This is a genomic window from Gymnodinialimonas sp. JB5-7 (assembly GCF_055693405.1).
In genome coordinates, this window is the sequence record NZ_JBVFUX010000012.1 from 2,706,243 (window position 1) to 2,732,813 (window position 26,571).

Below are 26,571 nucleotides of genomic sequence, written 5' to 3' on the forward strand. Positions count from 1 at the left end.
TTTATTCGATGATCATCAGGGGCGCGCCGTATTCCACGGGGGCGCCATCTTCGACCAGAATGCGTTTGACCGTACCGGCGCGGGGCGCGGGGATCTGGTTCATCGTCTTCATTGCTTCAACAATCAGCAGGGTCTGCCCTTCGCTGACCTTGTCGCCAACGCTGACAAAGGATGGCGAGCCGGGCTCAGCCTGAAGATAAACGGTGCCCACCATGGGTGAGGTGACAGCGCCGGGCGCTTGTGCGGGATCTTCGGGTGCCTCGGCCGAAGCCGCAGCTGCGGCAGGTGCCGCTGCGGCCGCGGGTGCGGCGGCCATGGGGGCCGCAGCAACAGTCGCGGCCACCGGTGCAGCGATGATCTGGCGCGCGACGCGCACGTTCAGCCAATCGCTTTCGGCATATTCGCGCTTTACGTGCAGTTCTGTCAGGTCGTTTTCCCGCAGAAGCTCTGCCAGGGCCTTGATGAAGGCCACATCTTCGTCGCGTGTTTTTTCAGCCATGTCGCTCCTCGCCGTTGCGATGATGCCCGTCTGCGGGTCTGTTGGTCCAACGCGCTATAGCGCAGGGTTGACGCGGGGAAAAGCCGCTGCGTTCGGGAACATGTGGGGGCGGGGCCGGGCGAATGCACGCGCAAGGTGCACAAAATCAGGGCGATCGGCCCTTTCAGGTGCAAAAATCCTGCCATGGGCATCCCCAGATTTTTTACCATTTGATAAATTTTCGAATGCGTGCCAGCCTGATCTGCAACCAAGCCATTCGATCAGCGAGGGATATGCCGCATGACGAACAGCCCATTCACGCCAGGAATTGCACCGGCCCGCTTGCCGGAAGAGGCGCTGGCCCAGAACTTCACTGACCTGCACGCGCCCTTGGATGGGCATGAGGCGCTGGTGGCCGCGGATCGCTGCTATTTCTGCCACGACGCGCCCTGCATTACGGCCTGTCCGACTGATATCGACATCCCTCTGTTCATCCGGCAGATCGCCACAGGCACGCCGGAAGCGGCGGCTGAGACCATCTTTGACCAGAACATCCTTGGCGGCATGTGCGCACGCGTGTGCCCGACGGAGACTCTCTGCGAAGAGGCCTGCGTGCGCGAGGCGGCGGAAGGCAAGCCCGTCGAAATCGGGCGGTTGCAGCGCTTTGCGACGGACACGGTGATGGCCAAGGGCGTGCATCCGTTTGAACGGGCCCCCGCGACCGGAAAAACAGTGGCTGTTGTTGGGGCCGGGCCTGCGGGGCTGGCCTGCGCGCACCGATTGGCCATGCACGGCCATTCCGTCACGATCTTCGACGCGCGGCCCAAGCCCGGCGGGCTGAACGAATACGGGATCGCCAGCTACAAAAGCGTCGACAACTTCGCGCAAGCGGAGGTCGATTGGCTTCTCAAGATCGGCGGGATCGAGATCAAATATGGCACCGCGTTGAATGGCGATGTGACCATGGCGGCTTTGCAGGAAAACTTCGACGCGGTCTTCCTTGGGATGGGCCTCGGCGGTGTGAACGCGCTGCGGGCTGAAGGCGAGACGCGCGATGGCGTTGTGGATGCTGTTGAATTCATTTCAGATCTTCGTCAGGCCAACGATCTGAGCACGCTGCCTGTCGGGCGCAATGTGGTGGTCATCGGCGGCGGGATGACGGCAATTGATGCGGCGGTTCAATCAAAGCTGCTCGGGGCCGAGAATGTCACCGTCCTCTACCGCCGTGGACGGGACGCGATGCCTGCAAGCGCTTATGAACAGGATCTCGCGGCCTCCAAAGGCGTACGGTTCATCTTCAACGCGATGCCACTTGAGGTGCTTGGGAATGGGGCCGCAACGGCGCTGAGATGTGAATATACGAAGGTGGAGGGACGGTCCGTTCAGGGCACTGGGGAGACGTTCGATATCCCTGCCGATCAGGTGCTCAAGGCCATTGGGCAGACGTTGGACGGCGCGCCGGACGGACTGAAGCTTGATGGCGGCAAGATTGCCGTGACCGGCGCAGGGCGGACCAGCCTGAGCGGCGTCTGGGCCGGGGGCGATTGCGCCAGTGGCGGCGAAGACCTGACCGTGACAGCCGTGGCCGAGGGGCGCGACGCGGCGGAGGATATTCACATGCAAATAAGCAAAGCATGATCAAGTCTGGGTGCCGGAGGATGATGTAGCATGACCTTTTTCCAAATAGATTAGGAGGCTGCTATGACCTTGGAGAGCGACGTGGCGCGGCACTACACGACCGGCAAATTGCTGGCACGGATCGATGCTGCATTGGGGGAAGCCGGGGCAGACCCCGCGCATCCGACGCTCGATGATCTCAAGCCAGTTGATGAGTTCCACACCGGCGGATTGGACGCGACGCTTGCGTTGCTCGACCAGATCAAGTTGACCTCCGACAGCGTGGTTTATGATCTCGGATGCGGCATTGGCGGCACCGCACGCCACATTGCCGACCGGTATGGCGCTTCGGTTGAAGGCATTGATCTAACACAGGAATACATCGACGCGGGCTTTGCGTTGAACGACCGGCTTGGTATGGGGGATGCGATCAAGCTGCACCAGGGCTCGATCCTGGAGCTGCCTTGGGACGCCGCAAGCGCCGACCTCGTGACCATGCTACATGTCGGCATGAACATCGCCGACAAACAGACGCTGTTTGCGCAAGTTGCCCGGTGCCTGAAACCCGGCGGACGTTTTGCGGTTTTCGACGTGATGCGCGGCGCCGAAGATGGCGACCTGCTCTTTCCTTTGCCATGGTCGACGGTCGCCGAGACAAGCCATGTTGAGGCTCCGTCTATCTACGGTGAGGCTGCACAGGCTGCCGGTCTGGAAATCGAGGCGGAACGCGACCGATCCGATTTCGCCAAGGCGTATTTTGAGCGTGTGTCGCGATACGTGGCAGCGAACGGCATTCCGCCGATTGGAATTCATCTGATGATGTCGGGCGACCCGGCGCAGAAGTTGGAAAACTACCTGACAAACCTTCATGCCGGTCGGATTGCGCCGACCGAGATGATTTTCCGCAAACCGCCAATCTGATGGCGCCATCCGAGTGAGGTTCCCATGGCCGACCTAACCAGCGACTTTATTGGTATCAAATCGCCCAATCCGTTCTGGCTCGCCTCGGCGCCGCCGACCGATAAAGAATACAATGTCCGCCGTGCGTTCGAGGCGGGGTGGGGCGGAGTCGTGTGGAAGACATTGGGGGCCGAGGGGTTGCCCGTCGTCAACGTGAACGGGCCGCGATACGGTGCGATTTACGGGGCGGATCGGCGGCTGTTGGGCCTTAATAACATTGAACTTATTACCGACCGCGACCTTTACACCAACCTTGAAGAGATCAAGCGCGTGAAGGCAGATTACCCTGACCGCGCGATGATCGTGTCGATCATGGTGCCGTGTGAGGAAGAGGCGTGGAAAGCCATCCTGCCGCTTGGTGGAGGACACCGGCGCGGATGGGATCGAGCTGAACTTCGGCTGCCCACACGGCATGTCGGAACGCGGCATGGGCGCGGCGGTCGGGCAAGTGCCCGAATACATCGAGATGGTCACGCGGTGGTGCAAGCAGTATTACTCCAAGCCCGTGATCGTGAAGCTGACCCCCAATATCACCGACATTCGCAAGCCCGCGGAGGCCGCGAAGCGCGGCGGGGCGGATGCGGTGAGCCTGATTAACACAATCAACTCAATCACTTCCGTGAACCTCGACACGATGTCTCCTGAGCCGTCGATTGACGGCAAGGGATCGCACGGCGGCTATTGCGGCCCGGCGGTGAAGCCGATTGCGATGTCGATGGTGTCCGAGATTGCGCGGAATGCGGAAACCCATGGCCTGCCTATTTCAGGCATTGGCGGGATCACGACCTGGCGCGATGCGGCGGAATTCATGGCGCTGGGGGCGGGCAATGTGCAGGTTTGCACGGCGGCGATGACCTATGGCTTCAAGATCGTGTCCGAGATGATTTCGGGCCTGTCGCAGTATTTGGATGAAAAGGGCATGAGCCTGGATGATCTGGTGGGCCGCGCCGTGCCGAATGTCACGGATTGGCAGTACCTGAACCTGAATTATGTAACGAAAGCAAGGATTTCTCAGGATGACTGCATCAAGTGCGGTCGTTGTTATGCGGCCTGTGAAGACACCTCGCATCAGGCGATTTCGATGTCCGAGGACCGCGTGTTTGAGGTGATCGATGCGGAATGCGTGGCCTGCAACCTGTGTGTGAATGTCTGCCCGGTGGAGGGCTGCATCACGATGGAGGAATTGGCCGCCGGCACGATGGACGAGCGGACGGGCAATGTCGTGTCGCCGGACTATGCGAACTGGACGACCCATCCCAACAACCCCGGTGCGGTGAAGGCCGCGGAGTGATCGAACGGCTCGATCATGTGAACCTGCAGACCGTCCAACTGGACGCGATGATCCGTTGGTATTCGCATTTTTTGCAGCTGAAACAGGGGTATAGGCCCAATTTTCCATTCCCCGGCGCGTGGATGTACGCAGGCGACGTGCCGGTCGTTCATCTTGTGCCGGTGGAGGTTGCGCCGCCAAAAGCGACCGATTTGGCACTGGAGCATGCGGCGTTCCGGGCGAAAGGGCTGCCCGCTTTCCTGCGCCGTTTGGCGGAGGGTGATCAGCCGAACCGGGTGGTACGGGTGCCCGATATTCCGCTTGTTCAGGTCAATGTCTGGGACCCGGACGGGAACCATCTGCACGTGGATTTCCATGCAGATGAGGCGGAGGGTTTGGATCTTGAGGCGTTCAGTATCTCAAAGATAACTGTTTAAGAGCAGCGGTTTACGGCTCTAGAAGCCGGGTGAACAGCGTGTCGAGAAAGACCTCGGCCTCCGCGATTGGATCACGGCCTTCGCCCAGAACGGCGCGGACCTGAACGTCAAAATCCGCGTAATGCTGGGTCAGCGCCCAGATGGAGAAGATCAGGTGGTGCGGGTCGATTTGCGCCAGTTTGCCTGCCGCGGTCCATCGTTTCAGGACCACTGCCTTCTCATCGACAAGGGCCTTCAGATCGGTCGCCAACCCCTCCTTCATGCGGGGGCGCCTTGAACGATCTCTTGTGCGAAAAGCCTTGATTCTCTTGGGAAATCTCGACTCATCTGAAGTTTTCGGCGGACATAAGCGCGCAATTCCTGCTGTGGATCGCCATCCTCTTTCAGGTCGCGCAGCGGGTCGAGCCAGGTGTCGACCAGCCCTTCCAAAAGCGTGACGTGGATCTCGTCCTTGGAGGAGAAATAGTAGAGCAGATTGGGCTTCGACAGCCCGGCCTCGCGTGCGATTTCATCAAGCGTTGCGCCGCGAAAGCCATGCTTTGAAAAGACCTCCAACGCGGCTTCCAGTACACGTGCGCGGTTCTTTTCCTGGATGCGAGTGCGGGGTTTTTCCTGCGTCATCGGTTTGCCCATTTGACGGGCGAGATGTGCCCAATTGGTCGGAATTGCGTTCATCTGGTCGGACTTTTTGCCAAAAATGCGTCCAACTGGTCGCATCTGTCGGTCGTTTCCGTTGACTGGCCCTTGGCTTTTGCTAGCGTGGTCTTGACCATTTGGTCAAAAAGAAAATGCGCCGCGCGCCGGTGCGGGGGAGACAGCCATGGCACTTGACCGTAGCAATCCAGTTCCAAATGACCTGAGTGCGTTTTGGATGCCGTTCACCGCGAACCGGCAATTCAAGCAGACGCCGCGCATGTTCGTGGGTGCCGACAAGATGCACTACACGACTGCCGACGGGCGGCAGGTGCTGGATGGGACCGCCGGTTTGTGGTGCTGCAATGCGGGCCACAATCAGCCGCGCATCGTGGAGGCGATCCAGAAGCAAGCGGCGGAGATGGATTATGCGCCCGCGTTTCAGATGGGCCACCCCAAGGCGTTCGAGCTGGCCAACCGGTTGCGCGATATGGCGCCGGAGCCGTTTGAGCATGTGTTTTACACGAACTCCGGCAGTGAGTCGGTTGAGACCGCATTGAAGATCGCCATCGCCTATCAGCGGGCGATCGGGCAGGGGTCTCGCACGCGCCTGATCGGGCGCGAGCGAGGCTATCACGGCGTAAATTTCGGCGGGATCAGCGTCGGCGGGATCGTGAACAATCGCAAGGTTTTCGGTTCATTGTTGACGGGTGTGGATCATTTGCCCGCGACCCATTTGCCCGATCAGAACAGCTACGTGCGCGGCCAGCCGGAACATGGCGCGCACCTGGCCGAGGAATTAGAGCGGATCGTGGCGCTGCACGGGGCCGAGACGATTGCGGCTTGTATCGTTGAGCCGATGGCGGGCTCCACGGGTGTGCTTGATGCCGCCCAAGGGCTATCTGGAACGGCTGCGGGAGATCTGCACCAAGCACGGGATCATCCTGATCTTTGATGAGGTGATTACCGGGTTCGGGCGGCTTGGCAGCAGCTTCGCCGCCGAACATTTTAACGTGATGCCGGACCTCATCACCTGCGCCAAGGGGCTGACAAATGGGGTTATTCCCATGGGCGCCGTGCTGGCGACCAAGGGCATTCACGATGCGTTCATGCAAGGGCCGGAGCATCTGATCGAGCTGTTCCACGGCTATACCTATTCGGGCAATCCGATTGCGTCGGCCGCCGGGATTGCGACGCTGGAAACCTACAAGGAAGAAGGGTTGTTCGAGCGCGCGGCGGAGTTGGCACCTTACTGGGAAGAGGGGCTGCATTCGTTGAAGGGCCTCCCCCATGTGATCGACATCCGCAATATGGGTCTGATTGGTGCCGTGGAGTTGGAGCCGATTGCGGGTGAGCCGACAAAGCGGGCCTTCCAGGCGTTCCTTGATTGCTATGACCGAGGTGTTCTGATCCGCACGACCGGCGATATCATCGCGATGTCGCCACCGCTGATTATCTCAAAAAGTGAGATAGATCAGTTGTTTGGAACGCTTGGTGATGTGTTGAAAGGTCTGCACTGAATGGCGCCTGTGTCCGACACCTCTGCCATGATTGCGGGCATGAACCCGGAACGGATGCCGGGACGTTGGGCGTTTCGCACGGTCGCGGAGGATGAACTGTCGCCGTTGTTGCCGGAGGCCCTAGCGGTGTTTCGAGAGGCAGAAGGAATTTCGGTTCTGGTGCCCGCCGAGGCGGAGGAAGACGCGATGGCGCAGATCACGCTGATGGTCTTTTCCTCGTTAGAGGGGATTGGGCTGACGGCGGCGGTCTCAACCGTTTTGGCCGAGGCCGGGATTGCGTGCAATGTGATCGCGGCAACACTGCATGATCATGTGTTCGTCCCGGAAGATCGCGCGGATGAGGCGGTGGCCCTTCTGAAGGCGCGCGCAGCAGTGGAGGCCGCCTGATGGCCGAAGCGCGGGCTGAGATGCTGATTGATGATGACCGCGTGCGGGTCACCCGGTTTGACTTCGCGCCCGGGGATGAAACGGGCTGGCACGTGCATGGCATGGATTACGTCATCACTACGTTGACCGATTGCCAGATGCGGCTGGAAGAACCCGGTGGTGAGACGCGCGACGTGATGATCCCGGCGGGCACGGTGTATCGCCGGGAGCAGGGCGTTGAGCACAATGTCATAAATGGCGGTGACGCGCCGATGACGTTCATTGAGACAGAGTTGAAGTAGGACAGACCCATGGCAGCGGCCCCCGGCGAGAACATGAAGATCAACGGCGAGCGCCTGTGGGACTCGCTGATGGAGATGGCCAAGATCGGCCCTGGTATCGCGGGCGGCAACAACCGCCAGACGCTGACCGATGAGGACAGCGAGGGGCGGCACCTGTTTCAGCGGTGGTGTGAGGATGGCGGGCTGCACCATGGGTGTCGACGAGATCGGCAACATGTTCGCGCGGCGTGAGGGGACGGACCCGGACGCACTGCCGGTCTATGTCGGATCGCATCTTGATACGCAGCCCACGGGCGGCAAGTATGACGGGGTTCTGGGTGTGCTCGGCGGCCTGGAAATCCTGCGTACGATGAATGATCTGGGGATCAAGACGAAGCACCCGATTGTTGTGACGAACTGGACCAATGAGGAAGGCACGCGGTATGCTCCCGCGATGCTCGCCTCCGGCGTGTTTCGCGGGCAAGCACACGCTCGAATGGGCCAATGACCGCGTGGATGCGGAGGGCAAACGGTTCGGCGATGAGCTGGAGCGGATCGGCTGGAAGGGGACCGAGAAGGTCGGCGACCGAAAGATGCACGCCTTCTTCGAGCTTGCATATCGAACAGGGCCCGATCTTGGAGGCCGAGGGCAAGGACATTGGCGTTGTCACGCACGGGCAGGGCCTGCGCTGGATCGAGTGCACCGTGACGGGCAAGGAAAGCCACACAGGCTCCACGCCCATGCATATGCGCAAGAATGCGGGGCGGGGTCTGGCGCTGATCACCGAGCTGGTCCACGAGATTGCGATGAAGAACCAGCCCAATGCGGTTGGGGCGATTGGGCATATCGATGTTTACCCGAATTCGCGTAACATCATTCCGGGTAAGGTTGTGTTCACCGTCGACATGCGGACGCACATCCTCGACAAGCTTAACGGTATGGTTGACGAGTTGATGGAACGCGCGCCGAAGATCTGCGAAGAGATCGGTGTGACGTTTGAGGCCGAGATCGTCGGCCAGTTCAATCCACCCGCCTTTGATGACACATGTGTCACAGCCATCCGCCAAGCGGCTGAAAGGCTTGGATATTCGCATATGGATATCGTATCCGGGGCAGGGCACGATGCGTGCTGGATTAATGATGTGGCCCCGACGGCGATGGTGATGTGTCCCTGCGTGGACGGCCTGAGCCATAACGAGGCCGAGGAAATAAGCCCCGAATGGGCTGCGGCCGGCACGGATGTTCTGTTCCATGCGGTCGTTGAAACGGCGGAGATAGTGGAATGAAACGAGGTATTTGGCTGGCAGTGGGTGCGAGCGTTGTGTTGGCGGGCTGTGTGTCGACCACGCCTACGGGCCAGGTCGAGGATGCGCTGCCGGAGGAAGTGCTGGCGCTGGTGGCGCCGGGGCAGGATGTCAATTCGGTCCGGTTGGAGGCTGACGGGTGCTACTGGTATCTGCACAACGGCCCGGTCGAGAGCACCTACCTGCCGCTAATGACGCGGGATCAGCGGATGATTTGCGTGACGGCATAAGGGTTTAACCAACGGGGGATCGTATGAGCAAGGTGATCAAGGGCGGCACGATTGTGACCGCTGACCGCCAATGGCAGGCGGATGTGCTGATCGAGGGCGAGAAGATCGCGGAGATTGGCGAGAACCTTTCGGGCGACGAGGTCATCGACGCCTCCGACGCCTATGTGATCCCCGGCGGGATTGACCCGCATACCCATCTGGAAATGCCCTTCATGGGCACCACGGCGGCGGAGACGTTCGAGACGGGGACGTTTGCCGCGGCGGCGGGCGGGACCACGATGCTGGTCGATTTCTGCTTGCCGGGCGAGGATGGCTCGCTTCTGAATGCAATCGACGAATGGGACCGGAAGTCCAAGGATCAGATCTGCGTCGACATCTCGTACCACATGGCGATCACTGGCTGGAATGAGAGCATTTTCAACGAGATGGAAGCCGTTGTTAAAGAGCGCGGCATCAACACGTTCAAGCATTTCATGGCCTATAAAGGCGCGCTGATGATCGAGGACGACGAGATGTTCGCCTCCTTCAAGCGCTGCGCGGAATTGGGCGCGCTGCCGCTGGTCCATGCCGAGAACGGCGACATCGTGGCGGAGCTTCAGCAGAAGTATCTGGCCGAGGGTGTCTTTGGGCCGGAGGGGCATGCGTATAGCCGTCCCCCGGAGGTTGAGGGCGAGGCCGCGAACCGGGCGATCATGATTGCGGATGCGGCAGGGACGCCCTTGTACATCGTGCATGTGTCCTGCGAGCAGGCCCATGAGGCGATCCGGCGGGCGCGGCAGAAGGGCATGCGGGTCTATGGCGAGCCGCTGATCCAGCACCTGACGCTGGATGAGACGCGAGTATTTCGACAAGGATTGGCAATACGCGGCGCGCCGGGTGATGTCGCCGCCCTTCCGGTCGAAGGACCATCAGGATGGGCTGTGGAACGGCTTGGCTGCGGGATCGTTGCAGGTGGTGGCGACGGACCACGCGGCGTTTACCGATGAGCAGAAGCGCATGGGTGTCGATAACTTCGCGATGATCCCCAACGGGACCGGCGGGCTTGAAGAGCGGATGGCGATGCTCTGGACGCAAGCGGGGTCGAGACGGGCCGCCTGACGCCGGAGGAATTCGTGGCGGTGACGTCCTCGAACATCGCGAAGATCCTCAACATCTACCCGATGAAGGGTGGGATCAACGTTGGCGGCGACGCCGATGTCGTGGTCTGGGACCCGAAATTGGGGCGGACGATTTCGACGGCGACGGCGAAATGCTATCCTTGATTACAACGTGTTCGAGGGGATGGAGGTGAGTGCGTCGCCGCCGCTACACGCTTTCGCGTGGAGATGTGGTTTGGGCCGCGGGGCAGAACTCGCAGCCGCAACCCGGGCGTGGTCGCTTCGTGAAGCGGCCGCCGGCGGCGAGTCCGTCACAGGCGCTGAGCAAGTGGAAGGCGTTGAACACGCCGCGGAAGATCGAGCGGGATCCGCTGAACATTCCGGCGGGGGTTTGAGTGGGCGGCATGCGACGCCAAGTAGTGATATTGGCGATTTCTGCAGTGATTGGAGCCGTGCCCGCGTTTGGGCAAACCTTGGAATTGGAAGGTGTCTACGGAAATGTCCGCGGCTGTCGGCTGGTTGCGAGGCCTGCCAGTCGAAGTCCATCGAACATATTTGGATCAACCAAAGCGGAGCTGCAACTTTACGACGAGCTATGAACGGAAGTAGCTTTTTCTGGCACTAGCCCGATCGACGGTTCTGCCACGTGCGAGTATCAGCGGCCCAATTACCTTTGCGCTGGAACAGAACGACGCCAGATGGGTTCGAGTTGCGTATTGGCTCCACTAGAGTGGGGGAGCACCTACAACGCTGTGCATTGGAACCAGTGGCCGAAAACGACATCCCGCAAGGGCGCTGGGCAGATGATGGGGGCTGCCGTCTGCTTTCCGGCGACTATGACGGACAACCCTTCACTGTCCTGACCCGCGATGAGATCCAGTTCAACGAACGGAACTGCAGCGTGAACAACACGATGCAGGTTGATGGACAAGAAGCACTGCGAATAGATGCCGAAGCTATGCGACAGGAACTACGAATATACTGAACCCACCGTTTAAGTCTTCTTAGGACTGGTGAGGGCGTACGTCCATTGAGGATCACGACTGAGACAGGCGAATGGGAGGCGTTTCTGAGTGAATGCTGATTGCCACTTTGGTGGGTGCCAGAGACGAGGATACTTGGTTTGACCGTCATCTCCGCCCAATCCCTGAACCTCACGTTCGAGACCAACGATGGCCCGGTCCACGCGCTCAAGGACGTGGACCTCAATATCGAGAAAGGCGATTTCGTTTCGTTCATCGGGCCGTCTGGCTGCGGGAAGACCACGTTCCTGCGGGTGATTGCGGCGTTGGAGCAGCCGACGGGCGGGACCGTCACCGTGAACGGGATGACCCCGGACGACGCGCGCAAGGCGCGGGCTTATGGGTATGTATTTCAGGCGGCGGGTTTGTATCCGTGGCGGACGATTGAGAAGAACATCAAGCTGCCGTTGGAGATCATGGGCTACTCCGCCGCCGACCAGCAGGATCGCGTGAACCACGTCTTGCAACTTGTTGATCTGGAAGGGTTTGGGAAGAAATTCCCGTGGCAGCTTTCGGGTGGGATGCAGCAGCGGGCCTCCATCGCGCGGGCGCTGGCGTTCGATGCGGATATCCTTGCTGATGGACGAGCCATTCGGCGCGCTGGATGAGATCGTGCGGGACCGGTTGAACGAGGAGCTTCTGAAGCTTTGGGCGCGGACGGAGAAGACGATTGGGTTTGTGACGCACTCGATCCCCGAGGCGGTTTACCTGAGCACCAAGATCGTCGTCATGTCGCCCCGTCCTGGGCGCATCACGGATGTGATCGAGAGCGATCTGCCGCGGGAACGGCCCCTCGATATTCGGGACACACCGGAATTCCTGGCACTGGCGCATCGGGTGCGGGAAGGGCTGCGCGAGGGGCATGCCTATGATGAATGAGGGGCCAGTGATCCGGCGGGCAGAGGCGCGAGACACGGACGCTTGCGCAGACATCCTCAACGATTGGATCGACGGGCGGGCGTGGATGCCGCGGGTGCATTCAGTCCAAGAGGTTCGGGATTTCTACCGCGATTTCGTGTTCGTGAAGCGCGATCTCTATGTGGCGGGTGACCCGCCGGTAGGTTTCATGGCGCTGGACCGGGACGAGGATTATGTGACCGCCCTTTATGTGCGCCGCGCCGGGCAAGGGGTTGGGCAAACGCTTCCTCGATTTTGCCAAGTCGGGGCGGGATGTGCTGCGTCTGTGGACGTTTCAGGCCAACTTGGCGGCGCAAAGGTTTTATCGGCGCGAGGGCTTCATGGAGGAGCGGCGCACGGACGGCGACAATGAAGAGGGGCTGCCGGATATCCTGTTTCAGTGGGAGGCGGCATGAGCGTGGCTGAGGCCCAAGCCCCGCCTTGCGCCTTCTGCATGGCGATGCGGCGGATCTCTATGGCAATCCTTCCGGTGCTGACGGTGGTGAGTGTGATCGTGGCGATCTGGTATGGCGGCGCGTATTTGATGAACCGCTGGGTGACCTTGGATACCGCGCAGCGGCAGGGTGTTGAGCTGTCCTTCAATGAGGTCTTTGCGGACACGATGGCGCAGGAGCGCCCGCGCCTGCCTGCGCCGCATCAGGTGGCGGCGGAGCTGTGGAACACGACGGCGGGCGAAGAGCTTGTTCCGCGAGCGCCGGGGGAGTTGCGGCCCAATCCGCGCAATCTGTTGTTCCATGCCTATCAGACGCTTGCGCCGACCTTGCTGGGGTTTGTGATTGGATCATTGGCCGGGCTGCTGCTGGCCATCGGGATCGTGCACAACCGGGCGATGGACCTGAGTGTGATGCCTTGGGCGATCGCCTCGCAGACCATTCCGATCCTAGCCGTGGCACCTATCGTGATCGTGGTTCTGAACGCGGTGGGGCTGACGGGGGTGGTGCCGAAATCGTTGATCTCGGCCTACCTGAGTTTCTTCCCGGTGGTTGTGGGCATGGTGAAGGGGCTGCGCAGCCCGGGCGCGATGGATCTGGACCTTCTGCGCACCTATTCGGCGAGCCGGACGGAGACGTTGTTCAAGCTGCGCCTGCCGGCTTCGGTGCCGTTTCTGTTTGCCTCGCTCAAGGTGGGGATTGCGGCGGCACTGGTGGGGACCATCGTGGCGGAGTTGCCGACGGGCGCGCGGTTCGGGCTGGGCGCGCGGCTGTTGACGGGGAGTTATTACGGGCAGACGATCCAGATCTGGAGCGCGCTGTTCATGGCGGCGATTTGTGCGGCCATTCTGGTCGCAATCCTGGGCTTGATCGAACGCGCGACGCTGCGGCGCATGGGGTTGAACCGATGAATGCGGCTTTGCGGAATATCCCGATCCTGCCTGTGGCGGCTGTTGTGGTGCTGGTCTTCGCTGGGTTCTACGACTTGCGGCTCTGGGTATTGTTGGCGGTATGGCTGGGGGCCTGGTACATCAACACGCGGCTTGCGCGCAGCGATGGGCCGGTTGCGGCGCTCTGGGTGCCCGTGATCTTTGGCCTGACCTTGGTGGGCCTGTGGGAGCTGACCGTGCGCCTTTACGAGGTCAGCCCGGTGATCCTGCCCGCGCCTTCGGCCATCGCAGCGGCGTTCGCGCAGAACACCGACATTCTGTGGGCAGACTTCGTGCAGACCATCTTGAAGGGCGCGTTGGTGGGCTATGTCATCGGCTGCGGGGCGGCGTTTCTGGTGGCCTTGGCGGTCGACCGTTCGCCCTTTTTGCAAAGGGCATGTTGCCGGTGGGCAGCTTCCTTGCGGCCTTGCCGATTGTGGGGACGGCGCCGATTTTCGTGATGTGGCTGGGGTTTGGCCCGGCGTCGAAGGCGGCGGTGGTCGTCGCGATGGTGTTCTTCCCGATGCTGGTGAACGCGGTTGAGGGGCTGAAGGCGTCTGACAAGATGCAGCGCGACCTGATGCACACCTATGCGGCGTCTTACTGGCAGAGCCTGGTGAAATTGCGCCTGCCCACGGCATTGCCGTTCCTGTTCAACGGGTTGAAAATTTGCACAACCCTTGCGCTGATCGGTGCTATCGTTGCTGAATTCTTTGGCTCTCCGACCGTTGGGATGGGCTTTCGCATCAAGATTGAGGTCGGACGGCTGGCGATGGATGTCGTCTGGGCCGAGATTACGGTCGCGGCCCTGGCGGGCACGGGGTTTTACGGGCTTATGACGCTGTTGGAGCGGCAACTGACATTCTGGCACCCGTCACAAAGATAGGGCCACCTTGACTACCAACCTGGAGGGAAAAACGATGAAAAAACTGACATTTGCGGGGGCTGCACTTCTGGCCTCGGGCGGTATGGCATTTGCCGATGGGCATCTGGATGAGGTGAACCTGCAGCTTCAGTGGGTCACGCAAGCGCAGTTCGCGGGCTACTATGTGGCGCTGGAGAATGGCTATTACGAGGATGAGGGCCTCGCCGTGAACATCATCCCTGGCGGGCCGGACATCGCCCCGCCGCAGGTGCTTGCTGGTGGCGGCGCCGATGTGATGCTGAACTGGATGCCGTCGGCATTGGCCGCACGTGAGGGTGGATTGCCGGTGGTGAACATCGCGCAGCCGTTCGTGCGGTCTGGCCTGATGCTGACCTGCTGGGCGGATAGCGGCATTACGGAGCCCGTCCGATCTGGCCGGTGCCACGGTGGCGCACTGGTTCTTTGGCAACGAATATCCGTTCCTGTCGTGGATGTCCCAGTTGGGCATCGGCGTGGACGGCGGCGATGATGGCGTGACCCTGCTTGCAGGCGGGCTTCAACGTGGATCCGCTGATCCAACGGCAGGCCGATTGCATGTCGACGATGACCTACAATGAGTATTGGCAGGTGATCGATGCGGGCGTGACGCCGGAAGAGCTGGTGACGTTCCGCTATGAAGATCAGGGTGTGGCCACGCTGGAAGACGGCATCTGGGCGCTGGAAGAGAACCTGGAGGACCCGGACTTCGTGGACCGCATGACGCGCTTTGTGCGCGCCTCGATGCAGGGTTGGGCCTGGGCCGCGGAGAACCCCGATGACGCGGCGATGATCGTTCTGGATTACGATGAAACCGGCGCGCAGACCGAAGAGCATCAGCTGCGCATGATGGGTGAGATTGCGCTACTGGTCGAAGGCGGCGATGGCCGTCTGGACGAGGAAGCCTATCAGCGCACGGTCGATACACTGTTGGCCGGTGGCTCGGACCCGGTGATCTCGGCCGCGCCTGAGGGAGCGTTCACCCATATGATCACGGATGCGGCCTTGGCTGAGTAATCAGCCGCGCAACACGTCAAAGCGGCCCTGCGCATCCGTGCGTGGGGCCGTTTTGCATTCTGGGCGCTGCCGGGATCAGCGGCGGATGTCGACGGTGGGCGAGGATGGGTTGGGCGTGCCGCTTTTGTAGGGCGACGCCTCCGACAAGGCCGCGTCCGCCGCGGTCTGATCGGCATCGGGCGAGTTGGCAGCTCCGGCGGGTTCGCGCGGATCGCTTTCCTGGTCTTCTGTCGGTGATGCCGCGTCCGCGGGTTCGGGTATGTCCCACGCGACCATTGCAAGAGCTTGGCGTGGCGGGTCCGGCGGCACGGGCAGATCGTCATTGTCGCCGACCTGAAAGACATCCAGTGGCTTGATGGCCCGCTCAGATGCCGGATCTGGGCCATTTGCCTTGTCGGCTGCAATGACAGGATTGGCGGTTTCCGCACGCCCGGTCACGTCGCCGGGTTTGAGGCGAGCCTCTGCTGACGGCTGAGCGACCGCCAGTTCCGGTCTTGGTGGCGTATTGGTTATGTCCATCTCTGCGCTCCTCACACGCGATGCGTACTGAGGCCCCCACGGCCAAACTGGATATCCGGCGCGCCTTAACAGCAGGTAAACACGTGCGGGGTGCTTTGCGCAGATTTCGTTCAAATCCCGTTGTTTGGCTCCTGTACGGGCCGTAAAGTTTGTTCTGTAAATTCTCTGTAAAGCCAGTAAAGTTCGCTTCATGAAACCTGCAGCGTCCTCAGATATCACCGGCAGCCGCATTCGCGAGCAGCGTTTGGCGCGTGGGATGAAACAGGGGGCCTTGGCGGAAGCGGTGGGTGTGTCGCCCTCCTACCTCAACCTGATTGAGCACAATCACCGCCGCATCGGGGGCAAGCTGCTGCTGGAGCTTGCGCGTGTGCTGGATGTGGAGCCTTCGGTTCTGACCGAAGGGGCGGATGCGGAGTTGAGCGCGCTTCTGGATGCGGCGGCCCGCTCTCAAGTCGGGCTGGGGGCGGAAACCGATCGGATCGATGAGATGGGCGCGCGGTTTCCGGGGTGGACGGCTTTGATCGCGGCGCAGGAGGCACGGCTGCAAGCCCTTGATGCGCAGGTGGAAGCGCTGCGCGATAGGCTGAGCCATGACCCCGTACTGGCAGAGGCGATGCACGATGTCCTGTCGTCGGTTGCCGCGATCCGGTCGACATCGGACATTTTGGTGCGCGAGACGGACCTTGACCCGGCCTGGCGGGGCCGTTTCCACCGCAACCTGCATGAAGAGGCCGAGCGGCTTTCCAATCAGGCGACCGGTTTGCTGGCACAGTTCGAGGCCCCGGATGCGGAGGGCGGATCGCCCGCAGAAACGGTCGAGGCGATGTTCGACGCGGCGGGCCATGTCTTTCCGCAGATTGATGCAGATGGTGTCGCGGTCATTGACGCGATCCTGGATCAGACTCCGGGGATGGACAATGCGGCCACCCGTGCCATGGGGCGCACGCGCTTGAAGGAATATGCCGCCGATGCAGCCCTTTGCCGATGGAGCCATTCGTTGCCGCGGCGCGCGACGTTGGCTTTGATCCGGTGGCCCTGGTGGGCCGTTTGGGCGTGGGTGTGGCCCCTGTTTTGCGCCGCATGGCGAGTTTGCAGCCCGAGACCGGCGCGCCGCCTACGGGATTGGCGATATGCGATGCGTCGGGCGCGATGGTGCATCGGCGCAGGCTGTCGGGCTTTGCCTTGCCTCGTGTGGTGGCAGGCTGCCCGCTTTGGCCGATCTACACCGCCTTGTCCCGGCCGGGGCAGGCGGAGGAGGCCGAAATCGAGATGCCTCACGGCGCGAGGTTCCACGCCTGGGCCGTGGCCGAAGCCAGTGAGGGCCGGGCGTTTGGTGCAGCCCCTGCGCTGCAGGGCACCATGCTGATCATGGAGGCGTCGCCCCGAGACCGGCCCCTGCCGACAATCGCCGCGGGGCCTGGATGCGAGACCTGTGCCCGGATCGGTTGCGACGCGCGCCGGGGCGGAAATGCCGGGCCTTGATGCGAATTTCTTGCGTGTTGCCCAAGCATTGGGCACACTTGCAACACCAGGCCCGGGGCGAATGACCACTACCCGGGGGGAGGACTGGGTATGACAGTGAACCACCAACCAACTAGTGCGGAGCCGATCTCCGGGCGAGACGCCGGACCGGGCACCGTCCTGATTGTCGAGGATGAGAGCAATATCCTTGAGGCGCTGACGTTCATCCTGAGCCGTGCGGGATGGGATGTGCGCGGCCATGGCAAGGGCGACACGGCCTTGGCAGAGGTTGCCCGCGTGCGCCCGGATATTCTTGTGCTCGACGTGATGTTGCCGGGCCAATCGGGGTTCGACATTCTCCGCGCGCTCAGGGCTGAGCCTGCAACGCGCAATCTGCCCGTGGTCATGTTGACGGCCAAAGGACAGGCGCAGGACCGGGACCACGCCATGGGTCTTGGGGCAAGTGCGTTTTTGACCAAGCCCTTCTCGAACGACGAATTGGTGGCCGTCATCAAGGATTTGGCGCTAGCCCTCACGGATCGGCCTGCCGCTGCCGGGCAGGGGTGAGCCATGGCCTCCAGGCTGTTTCTTGAGCGCCGCAGATACAGGCTGAACCGATTGCAGGATGCCGCGCGGCTGTTGCCGATCCTTGGCCTGATCCTGATCTTTGTTCCGATCTTCATTCGCGGATCAGAGGCTGAGGCGGAAAGCCTATCGGCCAGGCTGGTCTACTATTTCGGCATCTGGATCGGGTTGATCGCGCTGTCTGCTTTAGTCAGCGCCGCCCTGTCGCGTCTTGGCGTTCAGGATGAAATAAGCCCTTCCGCAGAGCCGGGGCATAGCCAGAACACGTCCGAGGACGTGTAAGATGCTGAGTTTCAACAGCCTCGTCTCGATCTGCATTCTCTATGTTCTGGTGCTGTTTGCCGTGGCCTTCTGGGCCGAGCGCAGCGCCAAGGCGGGACGGGTGCGCTGGCTGAATTCGCCGATCACCTACACGCTATCGCTGTCGATTTATGCGACGGCCTGGACATTTTATGGCGCGGTCGGGTCGGCGGCGCGGTCGGGGTTGGAATATCTGACGATCTACCTGGGCCCGACGCTGGTGTTCATCGGATGGTTCTGGTTGTTGCGCAAGATGGTGCGTATCGGACGCGCGCAGCGGGTCACGTCGATCGCTGACATGATCTCAAGCCGGTATGGCAAATCGGGCGGTTTGGCGGTGCTGGTGACGTTGTTGGCGGTGTTGGGCACGACGCCGTATATCGCGCTGCAATTGCAGTCGGTCACGCTGTCCTTCTCGGTGTTTACCAATGCGGGCACGGGCGCGGGCACGCCGAATACGGCGATCTGGATTGCAGTTGGTCTGGCGCTTTTCACGATCATATTCGGCACGCGGTCCCTCGACCTGAACGAACGGCATCCCGGTCTGGTCAGCGCCATTGCCGCCGAGGCGGTGGTGAAGCTGGCGGCCATCGTGGCCGTGGGGGTTTTCGTGGTTTGGGGGGTCGCGGACGGGCCAAGCGACATGCTGGCGCGGATCGAGGCCTCGCCCGTGGCCGACACGCCGCTCAACGGTGCGCGCTGGTTGGGGCTGACGGCATTGGCGGGCGCTGCGATCCTGTGTCTGCCGCGCATGTTTCAGGTGCTGGTGGTCGAGAATTCAGACGAGCGGCATCTGGCGACGGCCGGATGGGCCTTTCCGCTGTATCTGTTGCTAATTTCGCTTTTCGTCGTGCCGATCGCGGTTGCGGGCATGAGCTTGCCGGGCACGGGCGACAACCCTGACCTGTACGTTCTGACCGTGCCGTTGAGCCTCGGGCAGGACGCGCTGGCCTTGCTCGTCTTTCTGGGCGGCTTTTCGGCGGCGACGTCGATGGTCATCGTCGCGGCGCTGGCCCTGTCCACGATGGTATCAAACCATGTGATTGTGCCGCTCTGGCTGCGCAGCTCCCAGGACGGTGTGGTTCTGAGCCAGGATATGCGCAAGGTGGCGCTGACGGCGCGGCGCGTCTCCATCGCGGCGATCCTCTTTCTGGGCTGGGTCTACTACCGCCTGTCGGGCGGCACGGCTGCGTTGGCGTCGATTGGCCTGATTTCGTTTCTGGGTGTGTCGCAAATTCTGCCTGCCTTGGTCGGAGGCATCCTGTGGCGAGGGGCGACGCGGTTGGGTGCGGCCCTGGGGATCGGGGCAGGCTTCCTGATTTGGGCGTGGCTGCTGCTGCTGCCGAATATTGCGGAAACGGGTGGGCTGATGCCCGATGTCTTGGCAGAGGGGCCCTGGGGGATCGGATGGCTCGCCCCCGATAGCCCGCTTGGCTTGCAAGCCAGTGACCCGCTTTTGACGGCGATGGTTCTGTCGCTTGGTGCGAACACTGCGCTGTTCATTCTGGGCTCTCTCTTCAGCTTTCCTAGTCCGTTGGAGCGGTTGCAGGGCGCGCAGTTTGTCAACGTCTTCGACCATTCGCGTGCAGTGAAAGGCTGGACCGGGGCGGCGGGGGCGGCTGATGATCTGCGGATCATGGCGCAGCGGATCATGGGCGACGACCGGGCCATCGCCTTGTTCCGAAACGCCGCGCGGGAGCAGGGCCGCGACGGTGAGTTGCCCGAGCCAACGCCTGATTTCCTCGACCATCTGGAACGCGAGCTTGCCGGCTCCGTTGGGGCCGCGACGGCGCATGCAATGGTGGCGCAGATCACGGGCGCTGCCAGCGTGGGCGTGGGCGATCTGCTGGCTGTGGCCGATGAGACGGCGCAGATTATGGAGTATTCCAGCCAGCTTGAGGCCAAGTCAGAGGAGCTGGCGCAGACCGCCGGACGCCTACGGGAAGTCAACGCGAAGCTAACGGAATTGTCCGTGCAAAAGGACGCCTTTCTGAGCCAGATCAGCCACGAATTGCGCACGCCGATGACTTCGATCCGATCCTTCTCGGAGATCCTGATGCAGGCCGACAAGGTGGACGACGCGGCGCGCACCGGTTTTCGCGGATCATCCATGACGAAAGCCTGCGTCTGACGCGTCTATTGGATGATCTGCTGGACCTCAGCGTTCTGGAGAACGGGCGCGTGACGTTGAATATGTCTGAGGCGCAACTGGGCGATGTTTTGGACCGCGCCATTCATGCGGCGGGCGCCGAGGCGGGGGACGGCATTACGCTGGTGCGGGATCGCGCGCGTGAGGCGGTGGCGCTGTGGACAGATCCCGATCGTTTGGCGCAGGTCTTCATCAACCTGATCTCGAACGCACGGAAATACTGCGACGCGGCAGTGCCGGAACTGGTGATCTCGGTCGTTGATACGCGACAAGGTCTCGAGATTGAGTTTGCGGACAATGGCTCGGGCATTCCGACGCGACAGGAGGCGTTGATTTTCGAGAAATTCGCCCGCCTCGACACGGCGCGGGGGGCGCCGGGCGCGGGGCTTGGCCTCGCCATCAGCCGTGAGATCATGGCCCGCCTGGATGGGGACCTTGTCTTTGTTCCAGGGCAGGGTGGGGCGACGTTCCGGGTGCGGCTTCCCGCGCGTGCGTTGAAAGCGGCCTAGGCGGAAAAAGCACCGGAGTAAGGGCTTCGTTAACGGCTTTTGTGGCATGGCTACGCGCACGAGACCCCGTTTCCGTTTGCCAGAAGGCACTTGAACGCCCATGCCCGCGACCGACCAGCGCAATGTTCTGGCCCGCAAGATTGCGGCGCATGCCGGTGTTCAGCAGCGCCCGGATGATCTTGTCCCGGCGCTTGAGACTGGCTTGACCCGCTCCGTCCGCCGGGCCGCTGCGCCTTTGGACGGGTTCAGCGTGGCGCTGGATGCCATTGAAATCACGATGCAGGCCGATCTGGACGCAGCCCTTGAAGCGTTGCCGGAGCATGGGTTGATTGCCGCGACCGAGGACCGTGACGGCAGGCGTGGCCTGTTGGCGCTTGAACATTCGCTGGTAGATGCGTTGATCGAGGTGCAGACCACAGGCCGTGTGGAAGAGGTCCAGGGTCCGCCACGCCCAGTTACGCGCATTGACGAGGCCCTGTGCCGCGACTTCATCGACCTGTTCTTTGCGAGTTTGGCCCATGAGACGGGTGGTGTTCCCGGGCGCGACTGGCCGGACCGGATTGTCTACGGAAGCCAGATCAAGGACCGAAGCCAGATCAATCTGCTTCTGCCGGCAAAGGGGTTTCATCTATTGCATGCCACCGTCAGTGCGGCGGGCCTGAAATCAGGCCGGTTTCTGGTTTTGTTGCCAGCCGACCCCAGCCTTGCCCGCCGCGTCTCAAAGAAGCTGGAGGCCAAGCCACCCGCCCGGCCCGAGACCTGGGCCGACGACATGTTGGCGGCGTTGGGCCCCGCGCCGCTTGCGCTGAATGCGATCTTGCTGCGGTTACATATGCCCCTGTCGCGGGTCGAAAGCTTGAAGGATGGCGATCTGGTTCCCTTTGACCGGAGCGATCTGGAAATGGTGACCTTGGAGGATGACAAAGGTCACATCTTCACACGAGGCAAACTGGGTCAGATCGGCGGGCGGCGTGCGGTCAGGCTTGGGAGGGGCCGAACGAAAGATGGGCAGGCATCCGAGCCTGCCTTAAGCCCCGCGCAAAGCGTTCCAGGCCCCGCACCAGTGGCGCAAATGCCCAGTGCCAATTCTGCGTCGCCGGGGGCGGACGATGCGCCCACTGCGCACGGCATGTTTGAGGGCGGCGATGTCGGCGTTGGCGATCCACTCCCGGATCTGCCCATGGCTGACTTCGACCCCAACGCCCCGATTGCCTGACGGCGCGCCGCGTCTCGGTTTGTTTGCGACGGCGCACGGGAACCTGTCTGGCTGAGTGCCTGCAACCTGTCCCTTCGGCTTGTGTTCCGCGAGTGGGAAAGCCAATGTCCGGTCACCGGATTGGCACCGTGCTGATCCTTGCCTTGGGGGGATGCGTCTATGTCGATATCGGAATTCCGCGCAAAAGTGATTGGCGGAACACCCTTGGCGGGCACGTTCATGAAAACGCCAAGCGTCGACATGCTTGAGGTGCTGATCCTGTCCGGTCTGGATTTCGTTTGCCTTGATTGTGAACATGCCCCGTTTGATCGCACGACGATCAGTGCCTGCATGGCCCTGGCCCGCGCCGCCGATTTCCCGGTGCTGGTCCGCGTGCCCTCTGGCGCGCCGGAAAACATAGGCAAAGCGCTGGACGATGGGGCCGTTGGCGTGGTCGTGCCCCATGTCACCTCGGCTGAGGTTGCCGAAAAGGTGGCGCGGTCTGCCCGGTTCGGCCATGGCGGACGGGGCTATGCGGGATCGACCCGGTGGGCGGGATACGCCACGCGCGCCATGCCGGATATCCTGGCGCAAAGCGCGGCTGAGACGGTTGTGATTGCCCAAATCGAGGACCCGGAAGGGGTGGAGGCGGCCGATGCCATCGCGGCGACCCCGGGCATTGACGCGTTATTCCTGGGGCCGGCTGATCTGAGCGTGGCCTATGGCCATGACCACCAAACCAGCGCTGATCTGCGGACAGCCATGGAACGGACCGGTGCAGCAGCCAAGGCCCATGGCAAGGGATATGTGACCTTCGTGGCCGATGCAGACCGCGCAGCTGCGATCCGCAAGCACGGTTTCTCGATGTTCTTTATCGCCTCCGAACATGCGTGGATTTTGCAGGGCGCACGGGCCCAGGTTGCGGGTATTCGGGCGCTCGACTAACGGCCCTCGCTCAAGGGGTTGCGGCCACAATCCTGCCGCATTTGTCAAAAATCAGCCTTAATGCGGGCGGATTGTTTCCACGTAAACACCCCCAAATCATCACACACCCTCCGCCTTTGTGCCCTGCTTTTTAGGCAAATTGGCTGTGTTCCGGCAAAAAACGACCGGAACGCGTAACGAACAAGCCATGTGCAACGGCAAGTCTCGGAGGCCCGTCGGCGTCCGATGTGCAGGAGAAATACCATGATGAAATCCCGTTTCATCCCCGCAATCGTTCTTGGTGCAGCCTTGGCTGTTTCCGGCTGTGTCGGTGGCGTTGATGTGTCGCGCGAAGTCGCTTTCGATACACCACCGCCCGCGGTCGAAAACATCGTGATCCAGGATTGGGATGTTGTTGCCGTCGACGTCGACGTGCCGCGCACCCTGACGGTGAGCGAGGCCAACACGATCAAACCCCGTGCAGACATTGTTTGGCGTGAGGACCCGATCGGCGATCGTCACACGCAGGTTGATGATCTGATGACCGAAGCCCTGACGCCCGCGTTCGAGGCTGTCACAGGCTCGATCCCTGTGATCGTCAACATCGAGATCACACGGTTCCACGCCCAGACCCAGCGCGTGCGTTATTCGAACCTGCCGTCCGAGCAGGAAATCGAGTTCATTCTGACCGTTGTTCATGCCGAAACCGGCGTGATCCTGTCCGGCCCGGAAGAGCTTGATCTGACCTTCCCGGCGCTTGGCGGCAACGACGCCATCGAGGCGGACGCCGCCGGCCTGACACAGCGCCTGCGCATCACGCGCCGCTTGCAAGATTGGGTTCAGGCCGAATTCATCGGAACCGTTGCGCCAAGCGTTCTTGTCGCCGCGGCTGAGTGAGCCTTTTCCCCATCTGAAGAACCCGCTAGAGGGGGCGCCATGACCGCGCCCCCTTTTCCTGTTCTGCGTCTAAAACCCAAGGCCGATGCCCGACGCATCCGCCACGGCCATCCGTGGGCCTGGGCCGACGACCTTGTTCTCGATCGCCGTGCCAAAGCCGTGCCTGCCGGCGCATTGGCCCTGTTGCAGGATGCAAACCGTGAGCCGCTTGGGATTGGCGTTGCCAGTGTTGGCGCGCGGATCGGGCTTCGGATCCTGGATCGCAACCCGGACGCCACCATTGACCGCGCGTGGTTGGCGGCCAAAGTGGACCGTGCGCTTTCCTTGCGGACGGCGCTGTATGATGCGCCCTTCTATCGGATGATCCATGCCGAGGGCGATGGCTTGCCTGGACTGATCGTCGACCGATTTGGCGACACGCTTGTGATGCAGCCCAATGCGATCTGGCTGGAAGAGCGGTTGGCGGACCTGACCGATATCCTGACCCAGGCCACGGGCTGCACGACCCTGATCAAGAATGGCACCTCGCGCGCCCGCGCGCAGGAGGGGCTTGAGGAAGATATGGCGGTGTTGACAGGCACAGCCCCCGATGGGCCGATCCCGGTGCCGATGAACGGCGCGACGTATATGGCCGATGTCATGGGCGGGCAGAAGACCGGCCTTTTCTACGACCAGCGACCGAACCACGCCTTTGCGGCCGGTTTGGCCGAAGGTGCGCGCGTGCTGGATGTGTTTTCCCATGTGGGCGGCTTCGCGTTGGCGGCCTTGGCCGCGGGAGCACGCGATGCATTGGCCGTTGATGCCTCCGGCCCTGCGCTGGAACTGGCCACGTCCGGGGCAGGGGCCATGGGGATGGAGGACCGATTCACGACCCGCGTGGGCGATGCGTTTGCGACCATGGAGGCGCTGGCCGCCGAGGGCGCGGAGTTTGACCTTGTGGTTGCCGACCCGCCCGCGCTTTGCGCCATCAAAACCGGCGCTCGACAAGGGCTTGCGTGCCTATGAACGGGTCGCGCGTCTTGCGGCACCTCTGGTGGCTGAGGGGGGCACGTTGGTTCTGTGTTCGTGTTCCCATGCCGCCGATGTCGCGAAATTCCGCGCATCTTGTCTGCGCGGCATTGGCCGGGCCGGGCGTGAACCGCGGATCCTGCACACGGGCTTTGCGGGCCCAGATCATCCTGTCCATCCGAGCTTGAGCGATACGGGATACCTCAAGGCCATTGCGTTCCGCTTATGATCGCCGTCCTTGATGCCTGCGTCCTTTACCCCACAGTGCTGCGGCAGATCCTGTTGGGCAGTGCGGAACGTGGGCTGTTCACGCCGATCTGGTCCGACCGCCTGCTGGAGGAATGGCGCCGCGCCGCCCGTCGCAATGGCGGTGAGGCGGATGCCGCTTTGGCCGATGCCGAGATTGCGCGCGCCAATGCGCGCTTTCCGGCGGCCCTCACCGCGCCAGGCGACGAGGCACCGCTTTGGCTGCCGGACCCGGCCGACATTCATGTGCTTGGCTCTGCCGTTGTGGGTCAAGCCGAGATGATTGTGACCCTTAATCTACGCGACTTCCCCGCGCGCGAACTGTCCGGCCACGGGATCGTTGCGCGCGCGCCGGATGTGCTGTTGATGGATCTTTGGCTCGATGTGCCCGATCGCGTGGAAGAGGCCGTGATGGCCACACATGCCGAGGCGGAGCGTTTGTCGGGCGAAAACCTGCCCCTGCGCGCCCTTCTAATACGTGCGCGTCTGCCGCGATTGGGCAAGGCCCTCACACGCTAGACCCGCCCTCTTTGTTCCATGAAAATGCATAAGACGGCCTTTGCAGCGCGTCACTCAGGCTGACCGCTTTCGTGCCAGCGGGCCTCCATCGCCTCGATGGCCGAGATCCTTTCAGCGGTTTTCGGATGGCTCATCAACCAGGCCGGCGCGCCGCCGCCTTTCAGCCCGACCAGCCCTTCGAGTTTCGCGAAGAGGGATTTTTGCGGACCGGTACCGATCCCGGCAGAGACAAGCAGCGCAGAGGCATAGGCGTCGGCCTCATACTCATCCTGACGGCTGAGCCGCGCGGCCAGAAGCGAGGCAACCATACCGCCGATCCATGGGCCGATACCGGGGATGATGCGCCCCAAGACCCCGGCCAGAACGGCGCGCACCGCGTTCTGCCCCGAAAAGTCGATCATCCGCCGCCGGGTATGGCCGAGGGCCACGTGCCCAAGTTCATGCGCGATGACGCTGGCCAGTTCTTCCGCACTCACTTCGCCCGCGCGGTAGCGGTCGTAAAACCCGCGGGTGATGAAGATGCGCCCATCGGGGGCGGCCAGGCCGTTGACCGCCTCAACCTCATAGACATTGACGCGGATCCGATCGACGTCGAGCACGCGGGCAAACTTGTCCGTCAGTGCAATCAGATCGCGATCGGCCAGCTCGGACGACCGCGCGTCCAGCTCCCGCTTCGTGCGCCAGGACGAGAACAGGTACATCACCAGGCCATAGCCCACGGCCAGCAGGATCGGGGTCAACTTCAACATACGCCTGATATGGGGTCGATGCGCGCCTTGGGCAATGTCGTTTACGACACCGACAACAGGCCCGTGCCGTGGCGCGAGAGGCGTTCGGCCCCAGCGGA

The 26,571-nt window shown here is 62.0% G+C and carries 19 protein-coding genes and 11 pseudogenes; 26 read left to right on the forward strand and 4 right to left on the reverse strand.

All coding sequences use genetic code 11. The features are described 5' to 3' along the window. Nucleotide 1: 1 nt before the first annotated feature. Nucleotides 2–499, reverse strand: coding sequence for an acetyl-CoA carboxylase biotin carboxyl carrier protein (gene accB / locus ACZ1HK_RS22605; protein ID WP_472630586.1), 498 nt, complete (start codon nt 497–499; stop codon nt 2–4). 279 nt (nt 500–778) lie between these two features. On the opposite strand from accB, the gene ACZ1HK_RS22610 reads away from it, so the two are divergent. The 4 genes and pseudogenes from ACZ1HK_RS22610 (at nt 779) to ACZ1HK_RS22625 (ending at nt 4,762) form a co-directional block, all read left to right on the forward strand. After that, a complete protein-coding gene (locus ACZ1HK_RS22610; RefSeq protein WP_472630587.1) occupies nt 779–2,116 on the forward strand; it encodes an NAD(P)-dependent oxidoreductase in 1,338 nt (445 codons plus the stop codon). A gap of 63 nt (nt 2,117–2,179) precedes the next feature. After that, complete coding sequence (locus tag ACZ1HK_RS22615) at nt 2,180–3,016, forward strand: class I SAM-dependent methyltransferase (RefSeq protein ID WP_472630588.1); 837 nt, start codon at nt 2,180–2,182, stop codon at nt 3,014–3,016. Nucleotides 3,017–3,040: 24 nt separating this feature from the next. Further along, nucleotides 3,041–4,346: pseudogene (preA, locus tag ACZ1HK_RS22620) on the forward strand (NAD-dependent dihydropyrimidine dehydrogenase subunit PreA). After that, the gene (locus tag ACZ1HK_RS22625; protein WP_472630589.1) at nt 4,343–4,762 is read left to right on the forward strand and encodes a VOC family protein; all 420 of its coding nucleotides are present in this window, start codon (nt 4,343–4,345) and stop codon (nt 4,760–4,762) included. Before preA ends, ACZ1HK_RS22625 begins: the two are co-directional and overlap by 4 nt. Nucleotides 4,763–4,772: 10 nt before the next feature. On the opposite strand, the pseudogene ACZ1HK_RS22630 reads toward ACZ1HK_RS22625, so the two are convergent. Then, nucleotides 4,773–5,383 (reverse strand): annotated as a pseudogene (locus ACZ1HK_RS22630) (TetR family transcriptional regulator C-terminal domain-containing protein). 199 nt (nt 5,384–5,582) lie between these two features. On the opposite strand from ACZ1HK_RS22630, the pseudogene aptA reads away from it, so the two are divergent. The 12 genes and pseudogenes from aptA to ACZ1HK_RS22690 all read left to right on the forward strand — a co-directional run bounded on the left by aptA (nt 5,583) and on the right by ACZ1HK_RS22690 (nt 15,412). Next, a pseudogene (gene aptA / locus ACZ1HK_RS22635) lies at nt 5,583–6,915 on the forward strand (omega-aminotransferase AptA). After that, nucleotides 6,916–7,302, forward strand: a complete 387-nt coding sequence (locus tag ACZ1HK_RS22640) for an ACT domain-containing protein (RefSeq protein ID WP_472630590.1) — start codon at nt 6,916–6,918, stop codon at nt 7,300–7,302. Further along, entirely contained in the window at nt 7,302–7,583 is a 282-nt protein-coding gene (locus ACZ1HK_RS22645) for a cupin domain-containing protein (RefSeq protein ID WP_472630591.1), read from the forward strand. The genes ACZ1HK_RS22640 and ACZ1HK_RS22645 overlap by 1 nt, the downstream gene beginning before the upstream one ends. A gap of 9 nt (nt 7,584–7,592) precedes the next feature. Then, nucleotides 7,593–8,849, forward strand: a pseudogene (locus ACZ1HK_RS22650) (Zn-dependent hydrolase). Beyond that, nucleotides 8,846–9,097 carry a hypothetical protein gene (locus ACZ1HK_RS22655; protein WP_472630592.1) on the forward strand — a complete coding sequence of 84 codons (252 nt, stop codon included), beginning with the start codon at nt 8,846–8,848 and terminating at the stop codon, nt 9,095–9,097. The pseudogene ACZ1HK_RS22650 and the gene ACZ1HK_RS22655 overlap by 4 nt, the downstream one beginning before the upstream one ends. Before the next feature lie 23 nt (nt 9,098–9,120). Then, nucleotides 9,121–10,589, forward strand: a pseudogene (gene hydA / locus ACZ1HK_RS22660) (dihydropyrimidinase). Nucleotides 10,590–10,960: 371 nt separating this feature from the next. Then, nucleotides 10,961–11,179 (forward strand): hypothetical protein, encoded by a 219-nt coding sequence (locus ACZ1HK_RS22665; protein WP_472630593.1) that lies wholly within the window; start codon nt 10,961–10,963, stop codon nt 11,177–11,179. A gap of 129 nt (nt 11,180–11,308) precedes the next feature. Beyond that, nucleotides 11,309–12,095 (forward strand): annotated as a pseudogene (locus ACZ1HK_RS22670) (ABC transporter ATP-binding protein). After that, entirely contained in the window at nt 12,079–12,486 is a 408-nt protein-coding gene (locus ACZ1HK_RS22675; protein WP_472630594.1) for a hypothetical protein, read from the forward strand. Before ACZ1HK_RS22670 ends, ACZ1HK_RS22675 begins: the two are co-directional and overlap by 17 nt. Before the next feature lie 87 nt (nt 12,487–12,573). Further along, nucleotides 12,574–13,476, forward strand: coding sequence for an ABC transporter permease (locus tag ACZ1HK_RS22680; RefSeq protein WP_472630919.1), 903 nt, complete (start codon nt 12,574–12,576; stop codon nt 13,474–13,476). Then, nucleotides 13,473–14,380: pseudogene (locus ACZ1HK_RS22685) on the forward strand (ABC transporter permease). Before ACZ1HK_RS22680 ends, ACZ1HK_RS22685 begins: the two are co-directional and overlap by 4 nt. 34 nt (nt 14,381–14,414) lie before the next feature. After that, nucleotides 14,415–15,412: pseudogene (locus tag ACZ1HK_RS22690) on the forward strand (ABC transporter substrate-binding protein). A 75-nt stretch (nt 15,413–15,487) separates the two neighbouring features. Here ACZ1HK_RS22690 and ACZ1HK_RS22695 read toward each other — a convergent pair. Further along, nucleotides 15,488–15,931, reverse strand: coding sequence for a hypothetical protein (locus ACZ1HK_RS22695; protein WP_472630595.1), 444 nt, complete (start codon nt 15,929–15,931; stop codon nt 15,488–15,490). 190 nt (nt 15,932–16,121) lie between these two features. Here ACZ1HK_RS22695 and ACZ1HK_RS22700 point away from each other — a divergent pair. From ACZ1HK_RS22700 to ACZ1HK_RS22745, 10 genes and pseudogenes are all read left to right on the forward strand, one after another. Further along, nucleotides 16,122–16,310: pseudogene (locus tag ACZ1HK_RS22700) on the forward strand (helix-turn-helix domain-containing protein); the annotation flags it as partial. A gap of 770 nt (nt 16,311–17,080) precedes the next feature. After that, nucleotides 17,081–17,413: a short-chain fatty acyl-CoA regulator family protein gene (locus tag ACZ1HK_RS22705; RefSeq protein ID WP_472630596.1), complete on the forward strand. Its 333-nt coding sequence runs from the start codon at nt 17,081–17,083 to the stop codon at nt 17,411–17,413. 90 nt (nt 17,414–17,503) lie between these two features. Further along, complete coding sequence (locus ACZ1HK_RS22710) at nt 17,504–17,959, forward strand: response regulator transcription factor (protein ID WP_472630597.1); 456 nt, start codon at nt 17,504–17,506, stop codon at nt 17,957–17,959. 3 nt (nt 17,960–17,962) lie between these two features. After that, entirely contained in the window at nt 17,963–18,259 is a 297-nt protein-coding gene (locus ACZ1HK_RS22715) for a hypothetical protein (RefSeq protein ID WP_472630598.1), read from the forward strand. A gap of 1 nt (nt 18,260) precedes the next feature. Next, nucleotides 18,261–20,935: pseudogene (locus ACZ1HK_RS22720) on the forward strand (ATP-binding protein). A gap of 100 nt (nt 20,936–21,035) precedes the next feature. After that, complete coding sequence (locus tag ACZ1HK_RS22725) at nt 21,036–22,151, forward strand: FliM/FliN family flagellar motor switch protein (RefSeq protein ID WP_472630599.1); 1,116 nt, start codon at nt 21,036–21,038, stop codon at nt 22,149–22,151. A 159-nt stretch (nt 22,152–22,310) separates the two neighbouring features. Next, nucleotides 22,311–23,075, forward strand: a complete 765-nt coding sequence (locus ACZ1HK_RS22730; RefSeq protein ID WP_472630600.1) for an HpcH/HpaI aldolase family protein — start codon at nt 22,311–22,313, stop codon at nt 23,073–23,075. Nucleotides 23,076–23,318: 243 nt separating this feature from the next. Next, a complete protein-coding gene (locus tag ACZ1HK_RS22735; protein ID WP_472630601.1) occupies nt 23,319–23,951 on the forward strand; it encodes a DUF6778 family protein in 633 nt (210 codons plus the stop codon). A gap of 39 nt (nt 23,952–23,990) precedes the next feature. Then, nucleotides 23,991–25,188: pseudogene (locus ACZ1HK_RS22740) on the forward strand (RSP_2647 family RNA methyltransferase). Next, nucleotides 25,185–25,724 carry an RSP_2648 family PIN domain-containing protein gene (locus ACZ1HK_RS22745; protein ID WP_472630602.1) on the forward strand — a complete coding sequence of 180 codons (540 nt, stop codon included), beginning with the start codon at nt 25,185–25,187 and terminating at the stop codon, nt 25,722–25,724. Before ACZ1HK_RS22740 ends, ACZ1HK_RS22745 begins: the two are co-directional and overlap by 4 nt. A gap of 50 nt (nt 25,725–25,774) precedes the next feature. Here ACZ1HK_RS22745 and ACZ1HK_RS22750 read toward each other — a convergent pair whose 3' ends face one another. Continuing rightward, on the reverse strand, nt 25,775–26,473 hold the full coding sequence (locus ACZ1HK_RS22750; RefSeq protein WP_472630603.1) for a M48 family metallopeptidase: 699 nt from the start codon (nt 26,471–26,473) through the stop codon (nt 25,775–25,777). Nucleotides 26,474–26,571 lie beyond the last annotated feature (98 nt).

Excerpts from the sequence above, each read along its gene's own strand:
- accB (WP_472630586.1), bottom strand. The coding sequence starts at position 499 with ATGGCTGAAAAAACACGCGACGAAGATGTGGCCTTCATCAAGGCCCTG.
- ACZ1HK_RS22610 (WP_472630587.1), top strand. The coding sequence starts at position 779 with ATGACGAACAGCCCATTCACGCCAGGAATTGCACCGGCCCGCTTGCCG.
- ACZ1HK_RS22615 (WP_472630588.1), top strand. The coding sequence starts at position 2,180 with ATGACCTTGGAGAGCGACGTGGCGCGGCACTACACGACCGGCAAATTG.
- ACZ1HK_RS22640 (WP_472630590.1), top strand. The coding sequence starts at position 6,916 with ATGGCGCCTGTGTCCGACACCTCTGCCATGATTGCGGGCATGAACCCG.
- ACZ1HK_RS22645 (WP_472630591.1), top strand. The coding sequence starts at position 7,302 with ATGGCCGAAGCGCGGGCTGAGATGCTGATTGATGATGACCGCGTGCGG.
- ACZ1HK_RS22655 (WP_472630592.1), top strand. The coding sequence starts at position 8,846 with ATGAAACGAGGTATTTGGCTGGCAGTGGGTGCGAGCGTTGTGTTGGCG.
- ACZ1HK_RS22675 (WP_472630594.1), top strand. The coding sequence starts at position 12,079 with ATGCCTATGATGAATGAGGGGCCAGTGATCCGGCGGGCAGAGGCGCGA.
- ACZ1HK_RS22680 (WP_472630919.1), top strand. The coding sequence starts at position 12,574 with ATGCGGCGGATCTCTATGGCAATCCTTCCGGTGCTGACGGTGGTGAGT.
- ACZ1HK_RS22695 (WP_472630595.1), bottom strand. The coding sequence starts at position 15,931 with ATGGACATAACCAATACGCCACCAAGACCGGAACTGGCGGTCGCTCAG.
- ACZ1HK_RS22705 (WP_472630596.1), top strand. The coding sequence starts at position 17,081 with ATGGTGCATCGGCGCAGGCTGTCGGGCTTTGCCTTGCCTCGTGTGGTG.
- ACZ1HK_RS22710 (WP_472630597.1), top strand. The coding sequence starts at position 17,504 with ATGACAGTGAACCACCAACCAACTAGTGCGGAGCCGATCTCCGGGCGA.
- ACZ1HK_RS22715 (WP_472630598.1), top strand. The coding sequence starts at position 17,963 with ATGGCCTCCAGGCTGTTTCTTGAGCGCCGCAGATACAGGCTGAACCGA.
- ACZ1HK_RS22725 (WP_472630599.1), top strand. The coding sequence starts at position 21,036 with ATGCCCGCGACCGACCAGCGCAATGTTCTGGCCCGCAAGATTGCGGCG.
- ACZ1HK_RS22730 (WP_472630600.1), top strand. The coding sequence starts at position 22,311 with ATGTCGATATCGGAATTCCGCGCAAAAGTGATTGGCGGAACACCCTTG.
- ACZ1HK_RS22735 (WP_472630601.1), top strand. The coding sequence starts at position 23,319 with ATGATGAAATCCCGTTTCATCCCCGCAATCGTTCTTGGTGCAGCCTTG.
- ACZ1HK_RS22745 (WP_472630602.1), top strand. The coding sequence starts at position 25,185 with ATGATCGCCGTCCTTGATGCCTGCGTCCTTTACCCCACAGTGCTGCGG.
- ACZ1HK_RS22750 (WP_472630603.1), bottom strand. The coding sequence starts at position 26,473 with ATGTTGAAGTTGACCCCGATCCTGCTGGCCGTGGGCTATGGCCTGGTG.